This window comes from Sorangium sp. So ce176 (genome assembly GCF_051519835.1).
Classification (GTDB): domain Bacteria; phylum Myxococcota_A; class Polyangia; order Polyangiales; family Polyangiaceae; genus Sorangium; species Sorangium cellulosum_G.
This window is the reverse complement of the sequence record NZ_CP150371.1, coordinates 5,883,493-5,899,368: the sequence shown is the minus strand read 5'-3', so window position 1 is coordinate 5,899,368 and position 15,876 is coordinate 5,883,493. Positions and strand designations below refer to the sequence as shown.

Here is a 15,876-nt window from a genome sequence, read left to right as displayed (position 1 = left end):
CGCCGGCCGTCCGCTCGGGCCCGGGTCGCGGCGCCGATTCCGCTTCTGCAGTGGGCTCGGGCATGGGTGGAGGATCCGCCTGCGCAGCCCGCTTCATCCGAACCAGACCGATTTCCGGGTGGCCAGCGTGTCGTCGATGAGCCCCTGGATCGTCGCGCGCACCCGCTCGGCGAGGCGCCGCACCAGGATCTCGTCGTCCGCCGCCTCGGGGCCGTAGGCGTCGAACCGCACCGGCTCGGCCAGGCGGATCTTCCACTTCGTTGGCGCGGGCACGAGGCCGAGGGGCCCGAGCGCGGGGAACGTCGGCGTGATCGGCAGGTAGGGGATGCCGAGCGCGCGCGTGACGTGCTCGACCCGGTAGAGGAGCGGGTTCGTCTCCTCGGCGCCCACGATGGCGCAGGGGATGAGCGGCGTGCGCGTGCGCAGGCAGAGCCGGATGAACCCGCCGCGGCCGAACCGCTGGAGCCGGTACCGGTCCTTGAAGAGCTTCCCGCTGCCCTTGGCGCCCTCCGGGAACACGGCGATGAGCCGCTCGCCCGCGAGCAGCCGCTCGGCGTTCTCCTGGCAGGCCCGCACGGCCCCGAGCCGGTTCATGAGCGTGCCGGCGAACGGCAGGTAGTACACGAAGTCGTCCGCCAGCCAGCGGAGCTCGCGCTGCGCCGGGTGCTCCCGCCGCACCGCGGCCCGCAGCATCAGCCCGTCATACGGGATGGGCCCGCCCGAGTGGTTGGACACAACGAGGCACCGCCCCTCGCTCGGGATGTGCTCGACGCCCTCGAGATCGATCCGGAAGTAATGCCTGTACAGGAAGTCGAAGAGCGGCCTGTACCGCGCCTCGGACTTGGGATCGAAGCCGAACTCGTCGACCTCCTCCGTGCGGCTGCGCAGGCCGGCGCGACCCCACTGCCGCAGGTAGAAGTCCGTCGACAGGACGTCCCGCGCCGTCCCGGGCTCGGACAGCGGCGGCTCGTCGGCCGCGGCGGTCGCGTCGCCCTCGCGGGGGCTCCGCTCCGTCTCGGGCCCGCCCGGCGCCGCGCCGCCCGCGGCCTTCGGCGAGGCCCCGGCGAGCATGCTCTTGAGCCGCGCCTCGAGCTCCCGGATCTGGCGCTGCAGCTCCTCGGTCGTCACCGGCACGACCGGCGCGTGCGCCTCGGAGGACTGCGTCTTCCGCCCGTCCGAGGGCTCCGTCGGGCCGATCGGCGCGAGGTACCGGGTCTCCTCGTCCTCGACGTCGATGCTCGGCACGACCAGCGTGGACCCCGGCCGATCGGACCTCCCGCGCGTCGACGCGGGCGGCCCGTTCACTGCTCCCTTGCGCTCTCGATCGTGTTCAGTGCCCATCCCTCTACCCCCCGACTCGCCTCACGCGGGTGTCTCCTGCAGGAGCCGTACGTCCCGCAGCCGCTGCGCGTTCATGTAATCGAGCAGCGCCTCTCGCGTGGTGTAGACCGGCCGGAACCCCATGACCCGCGCCGCCTTCTCGCCGTCCGCCACGCAGACATAGCGCAGGTACTGGAGAAAGCTGGGCGGCGCGATCGCCGCGTGCGCAGCCCAGAGGGCCGAGACGAGCGGGCCAGCGGCGCTGTGCAGCACCGGGAACGGCGTCCGGCCCGCGAGGCGCACGATCGTGGAGAGCGGGAGCACGCCGTCGCCCACGATGTTGAACGTGCCCGGGAAATCGCTGTCGATCGCGAGCTTGAAGGCGGCGATCGCGTCGACCTCGTGGATGAACTGCCAGAGCGGGTCGAAGCCGAGCATGGTCATGACCAGCCGCCGCGCCAGGAACCGGGTGATGTAGTTCTGGACGGTGGGGCCGAGGATCGGCGCGGTCCGGAGGATGGTGACGGTCGTGCCCTTGGTCCGCGCGCCGAACGCGTTGAACTCCCGCTCGGCGGCCATCTTGTCCGCGAAGAAGCGCTCCTCCGGATCGGCGCGCAGCGGATGCTTCTCCGTGAGGAAGTTGGGGTTGGTCGGGTGCGCGCCGTAGAGGATCGTCTGGCTCCAGAGGATCAGCTTGCGCAGGCCCGCCTGGCGCGCGCCGTGGAGCAGGTGCATCGTGCCGACCGACTCGAGCTCGTGGGCCCAGGCGGTGGCCGGGGTCGGCGACGAGAGGAAGCAGAGGTGGACGAGCGTGTCCACCTGCTCGGCCGCGAGCACCTCGGCGATGCGCTCCTCGGACGCGGGCGCCGTGAGGTCGATCGCGTGGAGCTGCAGCTTGGAGCCGCCCGTGTCCGGCGGCTTGATGTCGATCGCCACCACGCGGGCGATGCGGGGGTCCTCCTCGAGGATGCCGATGAGGTTGCGCCCGAGGAACGAAGCGGCGCCCGTGAGCGCGACGACCCGGCCCCTCGGGCTGGACGAGGCGCGCCGGCTCCCCGGCGAGGCCTCCGCCGCGGGCGCCGCAGGGTCGCCCGGGCTGCTGGTCGCCGCGCCCGCCTCGAGGGCAAGCGCAGCGCGGCCCACGCCGGCGGCGGGGCGCTGCTCGGCAGCGTCGTGGGTCGGAGCGTCGGGGGGCCCGGACAGGGAAGCCATGCGCGCGGGCGCGACACTAGCTGGTCGGCCGGCGCGCGCAAGCGCAGCGCGATCGCCGCGCGGCCGGCGTGGGCTCAGGGCCGGCCGGCGCGCGGCGGCGGCGTCACAGCGCCCGGCGAAGGACAGGGTACGGCTCGAACGCGTGCACCTCGACGAATCCGTTCTTCGTGAACGCCGAGGCCGGGCCGGTCCACAGCTCCTCGTCGCTCACCGGCTCCCTCGGGCGGCGCGGCAGGGCCTCGAGGGCGCGCGCGCCCCAGGCGGGCGCGAGCTCCACCGCGCCCGCGACGAGCGCCGTCGCGACGCCCCGCCGGCGGTGCGCCGGGTGCACGACGGCGCAGCCGATCAAGAAGACGCCGGCGCGATCGCCCGCGAAGCACGGCAGCCCCTTGTACAGCCGGCGCTCGTAGGCCTTCGTCACGGCGGCGGCGGGCGCGACCTTGAGCCACCCGACAACGTGCGCCGCGTCCGGCGCGAGCGCCACGAGGCCGCGCGCCTCGTCGCTGCCCGCGGCGAGCGCCTCGGCGAACTCCCGGCGGTTCTCCCCCTGGCCGTCCGAGCACCGCGCGAGCCACTCGTTGTTGGTGCCCCCGAAGTGGTAGTACCGGCAGTAACAGGGCGTGCCGGCGGCCTCGAAGAGCGCCTCGAGCCCGGCCAGGTGCTCCGGGCCGGCCGCCGCCACCGTGATCGATTCGCTCATCGGGGCGCTCCTCCCGCCGCCTTCACGCGACCGGCGCCCGCAGCCCGCGGACCGGCGAGATCTGCTCCCAGGCGTGGGCTGCCCTGAAGAGCCGCGCCTCCTCCAGCGCGGGGCCGATGAGCTGCAGGCCGACGGGCAGCGGCGGCCCGCCGTCCGGCGCCGGCGCTGTCGCGCACGGGACGCTGATCGCGGGCAGCCCGGCCATGCTGGCGGGCAGCGTGTAGACGTCGGCCAGGTACATCGACAGCGGGTCGTCCACCCGCTCTCCGAGCCGGAACGCGACCGTCGGCGAGACAGGCGCCGCGATGACGTCGACCTCGCGGAACGCCTCGTCGAAGTCGCGCCGGATCAGCGTCCTGACCTTCTGCGCGCGCAGGTAGTACGCGTCGTAGTAGCCCGCCGAGAGCACGTACGTGCCGAGCAGGATGCGGCGCTTCACCTCGCGGCCGAACCCCTCGCCGCGCGTGGCCCCGTAGAGGCCCTGGAGATCCGCCTTCCCGCCGCGCTCGCCCTCCACGCGCAGCCCGAAGCGCACGCCGTCGAAGCGCGCCAGGTTGGACGACGCCTCCGCTGTCGCGACGATGTAGTAGGCCGCGACGGCGTACCGCGTGTGCGGCAGGTGCACGGGCCGGATCTCGCAGCCGAGCCCGCGCAGGCCCTCGATGGCCTCCCGCACCTTCGCCTCGACCTGCCTGTCGATCCCCTTCGCGAAGTACTCCTCGGGCACGCCGATGCGCAGCCCCGCGACGTCGCGGCCGCACGCGGCCTCGTACTCGCCCACCGGCGCGTCGAGGCTCGTCGCGTCGCGCGGATCGCGGCCCGAGATCACCTCGAGCAGGCGCGCCGCGCCCCTCACGTCCTGCGCGAACGGGCCGATCTGGTCGAGGCTCGAGGCGAACGCGATGAGGCCGTAGCGGGAGACGCGGCCGTACGTCGGCTTGACGCCGACGACGCCGGTGAGGCTCGCCGGCTGCCGGATGGAGCCCCCCGTGTCCGAGCCGAGCGAGCCGGGCGTCATCCCCGCCGCGACAGCGACAGCGCTGCCGCCGGACGATCCGCCGGGGATGCGCGTCAGGTCCCACGGGTTCTTCACCGGGCCGAACGCGCTGTTCTCGTTCGACGAGCCCATCGCGAACTCGTCCATGTTGCACTTGCCCGGCAGGATCGCGCCGGCGGCGCGCAGGCGCGCGACGACCGTGGCGTCGTACGGCGGGCGATACCCGCGCGCCGGATCGGGCGCGTTCGACGAACCGCATGAGCCGCCCGCGGCCGCGCGCGTGAGGATCTTCGAGCCGGCGGTCGTCGGGGCGCCCTCGGTGCAGAGCGCGTCCTTGAGCCCGATCGGGACGCCGGCGAGCGGGCCGAGCGCCTCGCCCCGCGCGCGCCGCGCGTCGAGCGCGCGCGCCGCATCGATGGACTGCTCTCCTTGCACCGTGAGGAAGGCGCCGAGCGCGCCGTCGCGCTGCTCGATGCGCGCGAGCGCCGCCCTGGCGACCTCCTCGGCGCTGACCTCGCCGCGGTGCACGAGCGCGGCGAGATCCGGGATGGATCGATCGAGGATCGCTGTGTCCATCGGCGTCACCCCTCGTCCACGAACGCCGGCACGGCGAACCCGTCGTCCTCGACCCGCGGCGCCTCGCGCAGCGCCGCCTCGCGCGGCAGGCTCGGCGCCTCGTCGTCGGCGCGGAGCGGCAGCCGCTCGATCTGCACGTGCGCCGTCGGCGGCACCGCCGAGACGTCGAGCTCCTCGAGCTGCCGGACGTAGCTGAGGATGTTGCCGAGATCACCGGTGAGGCGCTCCATTTCCTCAGCGGAGAGGTCGAGGTGGGCGAGGCGCGCTATCGTCAGCGCCTCGTCGCGGCGGAGAGGGGGCGAGTCAGCGTTCGACATGGCGAGCGCCGGATGTAGCACCGCCCGTTCCGCGGACGCCAGCGCTTGGTGGGCCTGGCGCGGCCTGCCGCGGCCCGCCGCGCGCCCCCGAATCTGGCCGCGGTGCGCAAACGGTGATAACGCCGGACTCCCGCGCGCCTGGCCGCCCTCGGCTCCTCGGGCAGAAGCCCCGACCCCCTGCGCGTTGCTGGCGAATGCAGCCCTCGAAACCGCCCTCTCTGCGCCGCGAGCGCATCGGCATCATCGTCCTCTGCGCTTCCGCGGCCGTGGCGATGTCGCCCGCCGTGGGGGGAGGCGCCCGCGGCCGCTCGGCCGCGCTCGCCGCGGAGCTCGCGGCGCGGGGCATCACCGCGGCGCCGGGCGACGTGGTGTGGGTGGACCCGCCGCGCGGCGCGTTCAGCCCGCTCGGCGTGCGCTCGCGCGCGGTCGCCCGCGGCGCCGTCCGGGGCGAGCCCACCGACCTGTACCTCGTCGACACGAGGCTCTCGCCGGAGGGCGTCCTGCTCGACGTCTCGGGCGTCCACAACCTCACGGAGACGAGCGGCGCGGACGAGTCGAGGCCCGTGCTCCGCGGCGACGCGCTGGCGTACATCACGCGCCCGCTGATCGAGGCCGCGTCGCCCACCGTGCACGTGCTCGACCTCGACGGGCAGCGCGTGCCGGCCAGCGACGGCTGGACCGCGATCGAGCGGATGCAGCACGCCCTCACGAACTGGCAGGCGACCGGCCGGCTGCGCGGAATCGGCCGGCGGACGTTCGCGATCGACCCCGCCCCGATCGACGAGACCGGCCACGGCGAGCCTGGCGAGGGCGAGCCCGCGGAAGGTGAGCCCGACGGCGGGAGCCGCCCCCCCGCGAACGCGGGCGACGTCGCGATCGCCCTCGAGGACGACACCGCGGTGGTCGTGCGCGCGAGCGGCCGCGAAGCGCGCCTGCCGCTGCACGGCGTGGACGCGCCGCTGCCCCCGTGGATCCGCGCCGAGTCGTTCGAGGTCGCGCGGCCGGGGAACCTCGTCACGTGGGCGGTCGACCGGGTGCGGCTCGTGATCGGCGACGCCGCGATGCAGACGGTCAAGGCCGTCGCGTTCACGGCGCTCGACTTCGTCCTCCGCAACAAGGAGGCGGTGACGGGCGACACGGGCGCCGAGGACATCGCCTCGGATCTCGGCAAGAGCACGCTGGATCCGCCCGTCCGTCAGGCCCCGATCGACCCCGAGATCGGCTGGCCGCCGTCGCCGATCGAGCCGTGGGTGACGCCGGCGCTGCCCGGAGAGGGGCAGTGGAACCCGCAGGGCGGCGACGCCTTCGTGCGCAAGCTCGAGGGGCTCCCGCCGGCGTTCATGACCACGTTCATCCGGGCGGATCGCTCGCGCAAGGCGACGCGCGTCTACATCGCGCTGTGGGATCCGCGCCAGGTGGAGCTCCACATGATGGCGGGCACGGTGGAGCCGAAGGGCGCGACGGGCGAGGCGGGGCCGGGGCTCATCCCGCGCACGCCCGAGGTGATGAAGCGCGTGGTCGCCGCGTCGAACGCGGGGTTCCAGGCGATGCACGGCGAGTTCGGCATGATGGCCGACGGGGTCGTGTACCTGCCGCCGAAGCCCTACGCCGCGACCGTGGCCGTCCGGCGCGACGGCAGCACCGTCTTCGGGACCTGGTCGGAGGACGAGACCATCCCTGACTGGATGCTCTCGTTCCGCCAGAACATGACCGTCATGGTCCAGGACGAGAAGTGGAATCCCTTCGGGCGCACGTGGTGGGGGGGCACGCCGCCCGGCTGGGCCGACAAGACGCACACGGTCAGGACCGGCATCTGCCTGACCCGGGAGCGCTTCGTCGCGTACTTCTACGGCGCCGACGTCAGCCCCGAGGCCCTGGCCCAGGCGATGATCCAGGCCCGCTGCGCCTTCGGCATCGCGCTCGACATGAACGCGGGCCACAGCGGGCTGGAGTTCTACCAGGTGGCGCCCAGCGGCGCGCTGCCGCCGCTGGGGCGCCCGCTCCAGGGGGAGTGGGAGGCCGAGGGCGAGGTCTCGGGGCTCTCGGGCTACCGCTTCCGCGGTCGCCGGCTCATCCGCGGGATGGGCCTCATGAACTTCCCCCGCTACATCCGGCGGGAGGCGCGCGACTTCTTCTACATGACGCTGCGGCACCTGCTGCCGGGGCCGGCGCTCGCGACGCGCGCGGCGCCGGCCGAGGCGGGGGAGGGCGTCTGGCGCACCCAGGGGCTCCCGCAGCACGGCTTCCCGTACGCGCTCGCGACGACCGAGATCCGCCCCGATCGGGCGCGACCCGACGTGCGGCTGCGGGTGCTCAAGGTGGACCCGAGGACCGTCCTGGCCGCGCCGCTGAGCGAGCCCGCGTCGGCACCGCCGGCCGGGACGGGCGCGACCGTGGCGGTGCTCGCCGACGGCGCCGCGGCGCCCGGCGCCGGCCAGGGCGAGCTCGCGAGCATCTGGCACTCGGCGGGGGCGTTCTCCGCCTCGCCGACCTCCCCGGTGCGCGGCGCGGTCCGGATCGCGACAGGCCACGCCAGCAGCGCGCGGGCCGTGGCCGCGCTGGGCGTCAACGACGAGGACGGGATGCTGATCTACGTCGAGCGGGCGGCGGCCGGGCCGTCCGGCGCCCCGGACGCCGCGCTGTCGCCGGACGCCTCGGCGCCGCCCGCCGCGCCCGTGGATCCGAGGGACGCGAAGCTGTTCCAGGATTTCCTCGCGGGGCTCGGCTGCTCCTCGCGGATCTACCTCCACCGGCCGCTCGCGGTGGCCCTCGGCGGCGATACGGACCTTTCCGGCGCGGCGGTTCACCCGCCGTCCGGCCCGCGCGCCGTCCGGCTCACGCGCGCCGAGGCGGCCGGCGCAGGCCGGATGTTCGAATCCACACCGATCGTCCCGCACAGCGTCTGGTATCCGCTGCAGCAGAAGCGCGTTCGGTACTTCAAAAAGCCGAAGAAAGAGGAAAGCGCGGACGGCGATCATTGAGCCTGGGGGCGCCTGGAATCCCGCCTGGGGTGCAGTAGGCGCTTGTGCGTCGGCGGCCCGAGGGATTAGAAAAAGGCGGCCGGTGCACCGTTTGCAGTCCTCTGGAGCTTGCGACATCTCGGCGCGGGGCGGCGCTGGCTCGCTGGGTGAGCGGGGCGCGGTCGACGCGCGATCTGGCGGCGTCGCGCCGAGCGGAGGTTTGCCGGAGATGACGGCGCGCGAGCGCCTGTCCGGGGGCGCGCGCATCGCGGGCGTCTCGCGACGGACGCGACGGAGGGTCGCGGGCGGCGCGCTGGATCCGCGCGAGATCGCGCCGCGCGTGCGGCCGTGGCGTCGCCGCGCTCGTCCTGTTGGCGCTCGCGCCGTTACCGGAGCAGCGGTACGCTGCAGTGGATCGGGTTCACGCAGCGCGCTCCGAGCTAGCCCGCGACGGGGGCCTGCTCGTCCACATCACGCACATCATCCTCGTCGCGCGGAGCAGGCGCGATCGTTTCTCGGAAGCCGCGGCGAACGGCGCCGCATGTCCTGAGGAGTTCCCGAACATGGCCGATACCAAGGGCGGCAGCGATCTAGATGTCTTCGAGGGGCTCGCGAAGAAGTCGTCGCGCACAGCGAACCCCGCGCTCGTGCCTCCCTCGCCGCCGACCCGGCAGCGCACCCTGACCGGAGGCGTCAGCTCGCTGCCGCCGGCGCCGAACCAAGGGACGAAGCTCCCCGGGGGAATCGCCTCTCCGCTGCCGCCGCCGTTGACGACGAAGGGGACGAGTCCTGGGTCGCTGCCGCCGCCGGTGCCGACGAAGGGGACCAGTCCCGGCTCGCTGCCGCCCGCGTCGCTGCCGCCCGCGTCGCTGCCGCCGCCGTTGACGACGAAGGGGACCAGCCCTGGCTCGCTGCCGCCGCCGTTGACGACGAAGGGGACCAGCCCTGGCTCGTTGCCGCCCGGCTCGCTGCCGCCGCCGGCGACGACGAAGGGGACCAGTCCCGGCTCGCTGCCGCCGCCGATGCCCCCTTCGGGCAAGCCGGGCACGCTGCCGTCCGTGGTGCCGCCCCCCTCGCGACAGCCGTCTCTGCCCGCGATCTCCGCCCCGCCGATCCCGTCGGCGAGCCCGCTGCCCCCGGCGCCGACCAGCGCCGCGCCCGGCTCGCTGCCGCCGGCGATCCCTCCTCCGGTGCGGTTGCCGTCGATCAAGCCGCCGCAGAAGGCGGCTGACGAGGCGAAGCCTCGCCGCGCGAAGGGCGCTGCGGTCGACATGGACTGGGACGACGACGAGGAGTCGACCCACGTCTACGACAGGGAGGGTAACGACAAGATGCCGGGGCGGACGACCCCGCTGCCGAACGCGGGCTCGCCCACGATCCCGAAGGCGGCCGCGGCGCTGCTCGCGAGCTCCGGCGGCGCGGCGCCGGCCGCGCGGGCGCGCACGCCGATCCCGACGCCGCCGCCGATCCCGAGCGCGCCGCCGATCCCGGAGATGGGCCACCGCGCGCTGTCGCGCAACGACGAGCCCACGGCGATCCGCCCGCGCCCGGCGACGCAGCAGGGGGCCGGCAAGGCGGGCGTCATCCTCGGCGGGCTCGCGCTCGTGGCGGTGCTCATCCTGGCCGTGGTCCTGCTGGTGCCGAAGAAGGGCGCGCTCTCCATCGACCTGAAGACGCTGGGCGGCGCGTCGGTCGCCAGGGCCGAGATCTTCATCGACGGCCAGAAGCGCTGCGACACGGTGCCGTGCATCGTGCGCGATCTCGATCCCGGCTCGAAGGCGGTGAAGATCCTCGCCCCCGATTTCCCGCCGCGCGACGCGGTCGAGGTCGTCGAGGGCGGCAAGGAGAAGGTCGTCGTGATCACGCTCGACAGCGCTGGCCCGACGCGGTCCGCCGCGACCGGCCTCAAGATCGCGGGCACGCCCGGCGTGAAGGTGCTCGTCGACGGCGTGGAGAAGGGCACGCTGCCCGTCGAGGTCAGCGTGCCGCCGGGGGAGCACAAGATCCGCTTCGACGGCGGTGAGCGCTACGAGCCGCTGGAGAAGACGGTGGAGGTCGGCCAGGGCGAGGCGAAGGACCTCGGGACGGTCGCGCTCAAGGTGGTGAAGGGGCAGCTCACGCTCGATCTCGCCACGTCGGGGGCGTCGGTCAAGCTCGTGAACGCGAAGGGCACGGAGAAGAAGCTGCCGGATTCGGCCTGGAAGAAGCCGCCGGTCAAGGTGGATGTCAATCCGTCGGAGGGGTGGAAGGTCGTCGCGACGAAGAGGGGATACGAGGACTTCTCTCAGCCGATCTCGTTCGAGGACGGGCAAGCCGAGAAGACGATCCAGATCGCGCTCGCCGAGGTGAGCAAGCCCGAGCCGGCCTCCGCGGCGCCCGCTCCGGCGCCGAAGGCGGAGGCGGTCGCGGCCGCGCCGAGGCCCGAGGCTCCCGCCGCGGCGCCGAAGGCCGAGGCCCAGGCCGCCGCGCCCGCGGCTGCCGCAGGCGCGGCGACGCTCAACATCAACTCGATCCCTGTCTCGAAGGTGGTCCTCGACGGCCGGCCGCTGGGGAGCACGCCCAAGGTCGGCGTCAGCGTCCCCGCGGGGTCCCACACGGTGATGTTCATCCATCCGGAGCTTGGCAAGAAGTCGGTCACCGTCTCGGTGAAGGCCGGAGAGACCAAGACGGCGGCCGTCAAGTTCGACTGACCCGACACCGTCGTCCGCAGCGCTCAGCTCACGGGCGAAGCTCCTCCTGCCCCCAGCTGTCTCGGTACGCCCGTTCCGGCGCCACCCGGCAGTGCCAATCGCCATGCTCATGGGGCCGCATTTCGGTGTTACCGTCATCGTCTTGGGTCCACCCGATCGCTAGGGTCATGGGTCCCCGCCAGTTGGTGTCACCCGGCGTCGCCAGGGTCATGAGTCCACCCCGTCGCCAGGGCCATGGATCCACCCTGATGCGGCGCCGATGATCTGCGCTTGACAACCGGCAGCAAACCCAGGGTGCCGACCGACGACGGCGCGGATCGCCGTCGGGAGGTGCCGATGCGCTACCGGGAGTTGAGCAGGATCGTGCTGGTCGTCGGGTTGACGATAAGCCGCTACATGTTCGTGTGGTCGCGCTTCGCGCAGGCGCTCGCGGTATGGTGCGAGGGCTGGAAGCGGCGTCGCAGTTCTTCGGCGGTGTGGTGCATCGGCTCGTGCTCGACAACATGAGCGCGGCGCGTCGCGCGCGCTCTCCCAACAGTCCGTGCTCAACCGGGCAAAGCGCTCACGGCAGCAAGGCGTCGACGGGCGTGCCGCTCCCGGGGCCGTAGAAGGAGCCGCCGTCGCCGAGCTGCCCCGTGACGTCGCTGCCCCAGCACTTGACGCCGCCGCCCGAGATGGCCGCGCACGTCGAGATGTTCCCGGCAGAGATCAGCACCGCATTGCTGAGGCTCCCGACGGAGACCGGCGACGACCTGTTCGTCGTGGTGTTGTCCCCCAGCTGGCGGTTGCCGTTCAAGCCCCAGCAGGATGCGCCCCCGCCGGCGTGAACCACGCAGGTATCGCTACCACCGGCGTCGATCGCCACAGCATCGCTGATCCCGGTGACCGTCACGGGGGTGGTGCTGTATACGGGCGACATCGAGCCTATCCCGAGCTGACCTGAGCCGTTACTCCCCCAGCACTTCACGGTCCCATCGGACAGGAGGGCGCAGGCGTGATGGCCGCCGGTAACCACGGCGACGGCTGTCGAGATGCCGGTCACGCTCACAGGCGTATTCCTGGTCGTCTGGGTGCCGTCGCCGAGTTTTCCGAGGTAGTTGTCCCCCCAGCACGAGACGGCTCCCGTGCTGTGGAGGGCACAGGTGAAGTACCCCTCAGCGTCGATGGCCACTGCATCCGTGATACCGGCGACCGTCACGGGCGTGAGCCGATCGGTGGCGCTGGCCGCATCCCCGAGCTGCTCGTGCCCGTCCCCTCCCCAGCACTTGACGGAGCCCCCGGAGAGCAACGCGCAGCTATGGTCGTATGCCGCAGCGACGTCGACAGCTCCCGATAGGCTCGAAACTGCCGTTGGCACCTGACGGGCTGTACGGGTCCCGTCGCCGAGCCTCCCATAGCCGTTGAGCCCCCAGCAGTAGGCGGACCCGCCGGTATCCACGGCGCAGGAGTGGGCGTACCCTGTCGCCACGTCGACGACGCCCGACAGCCCCGACACCTGCACCGGGCTGCTTCGGTTCGTGGTCGTCCCGTCTCCGAGCTCGCCGTTTGAATTGTGGCCCCAGCAGTACGCCGTTCCGTCGGCCAGCGCAGCACAGGCATGAGCGCTGTAGGCCGCGAGCGACGTGGCGACGCTCAGAAGCTCCTGGCTCGACGCGATCTGTTCAGAGGGCTCCGCGTCTTGCTCTCCTCCACATGCCACGAGCGCCACGGTGGTGCACAGCAGAGACATCGATCCCAATACCTTGTTCACATGAACCTCTCTTTGGTTGAATAAGAAGCGACGAGACGGCGGTTCATGCTTATATGAAGCAAGTGATCTGGGCAACATATGTTCGCGTCACGTACACGCCATCTCCTGGTCGTACTGCATACGTGGGGCGTGCGTGGGGCACGCGGGTATGACAGCGACACGTTCGTTCTGCTTCTTGAGCAGGTAGGCGCCTGCCATCCGACGGCGGGCCCAACAAATTGGTCTTGTGCAAGAATTTTTGCAGTACATCGTGAAGTCAGACGCGCCGCGAGAGTACGCCGGCCTTGCAGGACGGCGCGTCAAGGTAGGCGGCGCGGGTAGCGAAGGGCGCGCGTGGTCTACACGTCGATCTTCACGTCCTGATGGCTCGCGCAGAGCTCCTCCTTCACGGCACGCCACAGGTGATCCATGGGACTCAGTTCTGTGCATCGCATCGGAAGCCAGAACAGCGTGAGGTCCAGGATGGCGGTCAGGCGTTGCGAGAAATGTGCCTTGTGGCTCCGGTTCTCGTCGAGCAGCAACGCGATGGGGCACCCGCGGTACAGGCTGGCAATCGCCAGGCTCATGGGGCCACATTGTGGTGCTAACGCCACCTTCATTGGGTCCACCTCATCGCCAAGGTCATGAAGCCGCCCGCCCGGTGGCACGACCTTGCATCGTCAGCGTCATGGGGCCACGTTGATCCGGCACGGTTACTCTGGGCTTGACAACCGCCAGCGCAAGGTGGGGGGCCTCCCGACGACGGAGCGGGTCGCCGTCGGGAGGCGCCGATGAGCTCTCGGGAGTTGAGCATGATCGAAGTCAATGAGCTGCTTCGCCGCTGGCAGGCGGGGTAGAGCGCGCGGCAGATGAAGCGCGACGGCGCGGCCGATCGCAAGACGGCAGAGCGATGCATCGCGACCGCGGAGGAACGCGGCGTCGCGAGGGCGACGGACCTGAGTGACGAGCTCGTCGCGGAGGTGTCGAGGCGGATACAGAGCCGGCAGCCGCCGCAGCTGTCGGCGGAGTGGCGCAGCTTGGAGGCGAATCGTGGCCGCGTCGAGGCGTGGCTCACGGCGCAGATGATCCGCTGCTGCTCGTTCGCGTCCATGAGATCGTCGAGCGCGAGGGCGGAAGGCGTCAAGGTCGGTTACACGACGCTGCGCCGCTACGCGCACCAGGAGCTCGGCTGGCGCGAGCGGGTGGGCAGCGTGCGCGTGGACGAGCCGCCGCGTGGTGAGGAGGCGCAGGTCGACTTCGGACAGGTCAGCTACGTGAGCGACAACGAGGGGCACCGGCACCGGCTACTCGTGCTCGTCGTCGTGTTGACGATGATCCGCTACACCTTCGTATGGCCGACCTTCGTGCAAGCGTCTACGCCGAGCGCATGTTCGCGGGCGCGCTGCCGTGGACCAGGATGCGTCGAGCCTGGGGCCTGCTTCGACTGTGCGAATGCTACGGTGCGGCACGTGCTGAGGCCCCGTGCGCTCGCGGGCTCGGCTTCGACGCCATCGATGTTCCTCGGAGCGAGCGCACGCTCAAAGAGGCGCAGCAGGTCGAAGACGACCCGGGGGGCGGCTGCCGGCGGGCCGGTTCGCTCGCGATCCTCCGGGTTCGTTACCATTAACCGCCGCGGCGCGCAGAAGCGAGAGGCGTGATGGCGACGAAGGTCATCAGCCCCGAGCTCACGAGCGCGCTCAAGCGCTTGCGCCTCGGCTGCCTCATCGACGCATTGCCGGAGCGCATCGCATTTGCCGAGAAGGAGCAGACGCCGCTCGACGACTTCCATCTGACTGATGATCCTCACCAACGAGATCGAGCGCCGGACGCTGCTCACCTGTCCTGCTCGACCCGCTCCGCCCACGCGCGCCACGTCGTCGCGCAGCGCGGCTCGTCGGCGTGCGCGCCCCCCGCGCAGTACGCGGGGTCGCGCGGGGGGCCCAGCACGAGCATCGTCGTCTTGCTGACGAACGGCAGATCGCGCCGCCAGATCTCGCTGAAGCCGTCGAGTCGCCGGCGGTACCCCTCCGCGGCGCGCTCGCCGAGGAGCTTGTCGAGCTGCGCGCGGACCTGCTGCCGGAGCTCCTCGTCGTCCGTGACGGCGAGGGTGCGCTGGAGGAACCGGATCTGCGCCTCGCGCTCGCCCGCGCGCCCCAGGATGCCCGCGCCGCCGAGGGCCTGCCAGCTGATGCTCGCGTCGCCACCGCCCAGCTCCGCGGCGCGCGCGAGCATCCGGGCGCCCTCCAGGCGCCACTGCGTCTTCTCCGCGGGGTCGGTCAGGTACGAGGCCGGCGCGATGAAGGCGACGAACTGGCCGAGCGCGAGCCACAGCTCGCCGTCGAGCGGGCGGTGCTGCACCCCGCGCTCCATGATCTCGCGCGCCTTGAGGACCTCCTCGCGAGGAGTCGTGCTCGTCTGGAACGTGATGAGCGCGTCCGCGAACAGGTAGGGGTCGCGAAAGGTCGGATCGAGCGCGTTGATCGCGTCGAGCAGCAGGGTGAGGTTCTCGAACCGGCGGCGCTCGAACGTGTGCAGCCCCTGGGACACGAGCACGTGCGACCAGAGCAGATCGGCCAGCGCGGAGCGGTAGCCGAGCGACAAGGTGACCACCTCGTCCGGCGGCGGCAGGACGTACACGTCGGAGGTCTCGGCGACGCGCTTCTCCAGGTCCGTGGCCGGCGCGCGCACGCTCCCGATCGCGACGGCGGCGACGGCCGCGAGGGCGGCCGTGACGAGCGCGTCGCGCGCGCGCCCGGCGCGGGAGAGGAGAGGGCGGGCTGCCGGACGGTCCGCTGTCCCGGGCGCCGGGGGAGCCCCCATCATTCCACCTCGCGGTCCACGAACATGCCCGGGAGCACGCGGGCCGGCTCCCCGGGGATCCGCTCGCCGCGCACCTCGAACGTGGACAGCGCGCCGTCGCCGTCGAGGTCCCCGTGCGCCGTCGCGACGAAGCGCATGGTCTTCGACGCGTCGAGCTCGCTCGTGAACTGGAAGGCGAACGCGTGCGGCCCCTCGAAGCCGAAGTCGAGCGACTTCCACGTGAGGTGCTCCCACGAGTGCGGCGGATCGACGGCTCGCACGCCGCGCGGCACCTGGGCCGGGGTCAGCGGGGCCGACGGCGGGAAGCTGATCTCCTGCGGTCTCGACTCGGCGTAGGCGACCGCGCTGGTCACCAGCCGGTCGAGCCCCTCGATCGGCTCGCTCAGCTTGGACGCGCTGAGATTCCGGAAGAACGCCGGAACGGCGACGGCGAGGACGCTGCCGCCGACCGCGAAGGCCGCGCTGAGCTCCAGCGCGCTCCAGGAGCGCCAGTTCATGGCTCCTCTCTACTCACCCTCGGGTGATGGAACAAGCGCCAGCGCGGCGCGCCGCCCG

Annotated in this window: 13 protein-coding genes; 4 read left to right on the top strand and 9 right to left on the bottom strand. The window is 72.4% G+C overall.

Annotated features, from left to right (window positions below; translation table 11 throughout):
- Nucleotides 1–93 precede the first annotated feature (93 nt).
- The 5 genes from WMF42_RS22025 to gatC form a co-directional block, all read right to left on the bottom strand.
- Complete coding sequence (locus tag WMF42_RS22025) at nucleotides 94–1,305, bottom strand: lysophospholipid acyltransferase family protein (protein WP_437694074.1); 1,212 nt, start codon at nucleotides 1,303–1,305, stop codon at nucleotides 94–96.
- Nucleotides 1,306–1,362: 57 nt separating this feature from the next.
- Nucleotides 1,363–2,532 (bottom strand): NAD-dependent epimerase/dehydratase family protein, encoded by a 1,170-nt coding sequence (locus tag WMF42_RS22020; RefSeq protein ID WP_061610273.1) that lies wholly within the window; start codon nucleotides 2,530–2,532, stop codon nucleotides 1,363–1,365.
- A 103-nt stretch (nucleotides 2,533–2,635) separates the two neighbouring features.
- Nucleotides 2,636–3,232 (bottom strand): GNAT family N-acetyltransferase, encoded by a 597-nt coding sequence (locus WMF42_RS22015; protein WP_437694072.1) that lies wholly within the window; start codon nucleotides 3,230–3,232, stop codon nucleotides 2,636–2,638.
- A gap of 22 nt (nucleotides 3,233–3,254) precedes the next feature.
- The gene (gatA, locus tag WMF42_RS22010) at nucleotides 3,255–4,805 is read right to left on the bottom strand and encodes an Asp-tRNA(Asn)/Glu-tRNA(Gln) amidotransferase subunit GatA (protein ID WP_061610272.1); all 1,551 of its coding nucleotides are present in this window, start codon (nucleotides 4,803–4,805) and stop codon (nucleotides 3,255–3,257) included.
- A 5-nt stretch (nucleotides 4,806–4,810) separates the two neighbouring features.
- Nucleotides 4,811–5,122: an Asp-tRNA(Asn)/Glu-tRNA(Gln) amidotransferase subunit GatC gene (gatC, locus tag WMF42_RS22005; RefSeq protein WP_061610271.1), complete on the bottom strand. Its 312-nt coding sequence runs from the start codon at nucleotides 5,120–5,122 to the stop codon at nucleotides 4,811–4,813.
- Nucleotides 5,123–5,316: 194 nt separating this feature from the next.
- On the opposite strand from gatC, the gene WMF42_RS22000 reads away from it, so the two are divergent.
- From WMF42_RS22000 to WMF42_RS21990, 3 genes are all read left to right on the top strand, one after another.
- Complete coding sequence (locus tag WMF42_RS22000) at nucleotides 5,317–8,103, top strand: hypothetical protein (protein WP_437694069.1); 2,787 nt, start codon at nucleotides 5,317–5,319, stop codon at nucleotides 8,101–8,103.
- 542 nt (nucleotides 8,104–8,645) lie between these two features.
- Entirely contained in the window at nucleotides 8,646–10,772 is a 2,127-nt protein-coding gene (locus WMF42_RS21995; RefSeq protein ID WP_437694068.1) for a PEGA domain-containing protein, read from the top strand.
- Nucleotides 10,773–11,042: 270 nt separating this feature from the next.
- Nucleotides 11,043–11,279 carry a hypothetical protein gene (locus tag WMF42_RS21990; protein WP_437694066.1) on the top strand — a complete coding sequence of 79 codons (237 nt, stop codon included), beginning with the start codon at nucleotides 11,043–11,045 and terminating at the stop codon, nucleotides 11,277–11,279.
- A 55-nt stretch (nucleotides 11,280–11,334) separates the two neighbouring features.
- Here the strand turns inward: WMF42_RS21990 and WMF42_RS21985 are convergent, their stop codons facing one another.
- Entirely contained in the window at nucleotides 11,335–12,522 is a 1,188-nt protein-coding gene (locus WMF42_RS21985) for an RCC1 domain-containing protein (protein ID WP_437694064.1), read from the bottom strand.
- A gap of 338 nt (nucleotides 12,523–12,860) precedes the next feature.
- Nucleotides 12,861–13,088, bottom strand: a complete 228-nt coding sequence (locus WMF42_RS21980; RefSeq protein ID WP_437694062.1) for a transposase — start codon at nucleotides 13,086–13,088, stop codon at nucleotides 12,861–12,863.
- A gap of 282 nt (nucleotides 13,089–13,370) precedes the next feature.
- On the opposite strand from WMF42_RS21980, the gene WMF42_RS21975 reads away from it, so the two are divergent.
- A complete protein-coding gene (locus WMF42_RS21975; protein WP_437694060.1) occupies nucleotides 13,371–14,159 on the top strand; it encodes a hypothetical protein in 789 nt (262 codons plus the stop codon).
- A 175-nt stretch (nucleotides 14,160–14,334) separates the two neighbouring features.
- Here WMF42_RS21975 and WMF42_RS21970 read toward each other — a convergent pair whose 3' ends face one another.
- Nucleotides 14,335–15,324 (bottom strand): hypothetical protein, encoded by a 990-nt coding sequence (locus tag WMF42_RS21970; RefSeq protein ID WP_437694058.1) that lies wholly within the window; start codon nucleotides 15,322–15,324, stop codon nucleotides 14,335–14,337.
- Complete coding sequence (locus WMF42_RS21965; RefSeq protein ID WP_434048676.1) at nucleotides 15,321–15,818, bottom strand: hypothetical protein; 498 nt, start codon at nucleotides 15,816–15,818, stop codon at nucleotides 15,321–15,323. Before WMF42_RS21965 ends, WMF42_RS21970 begins: the two co-directional genes overlap by 4 nt.
- Nucleotides 15,819–15,876 lie beyond the last annotated feature (58 nt).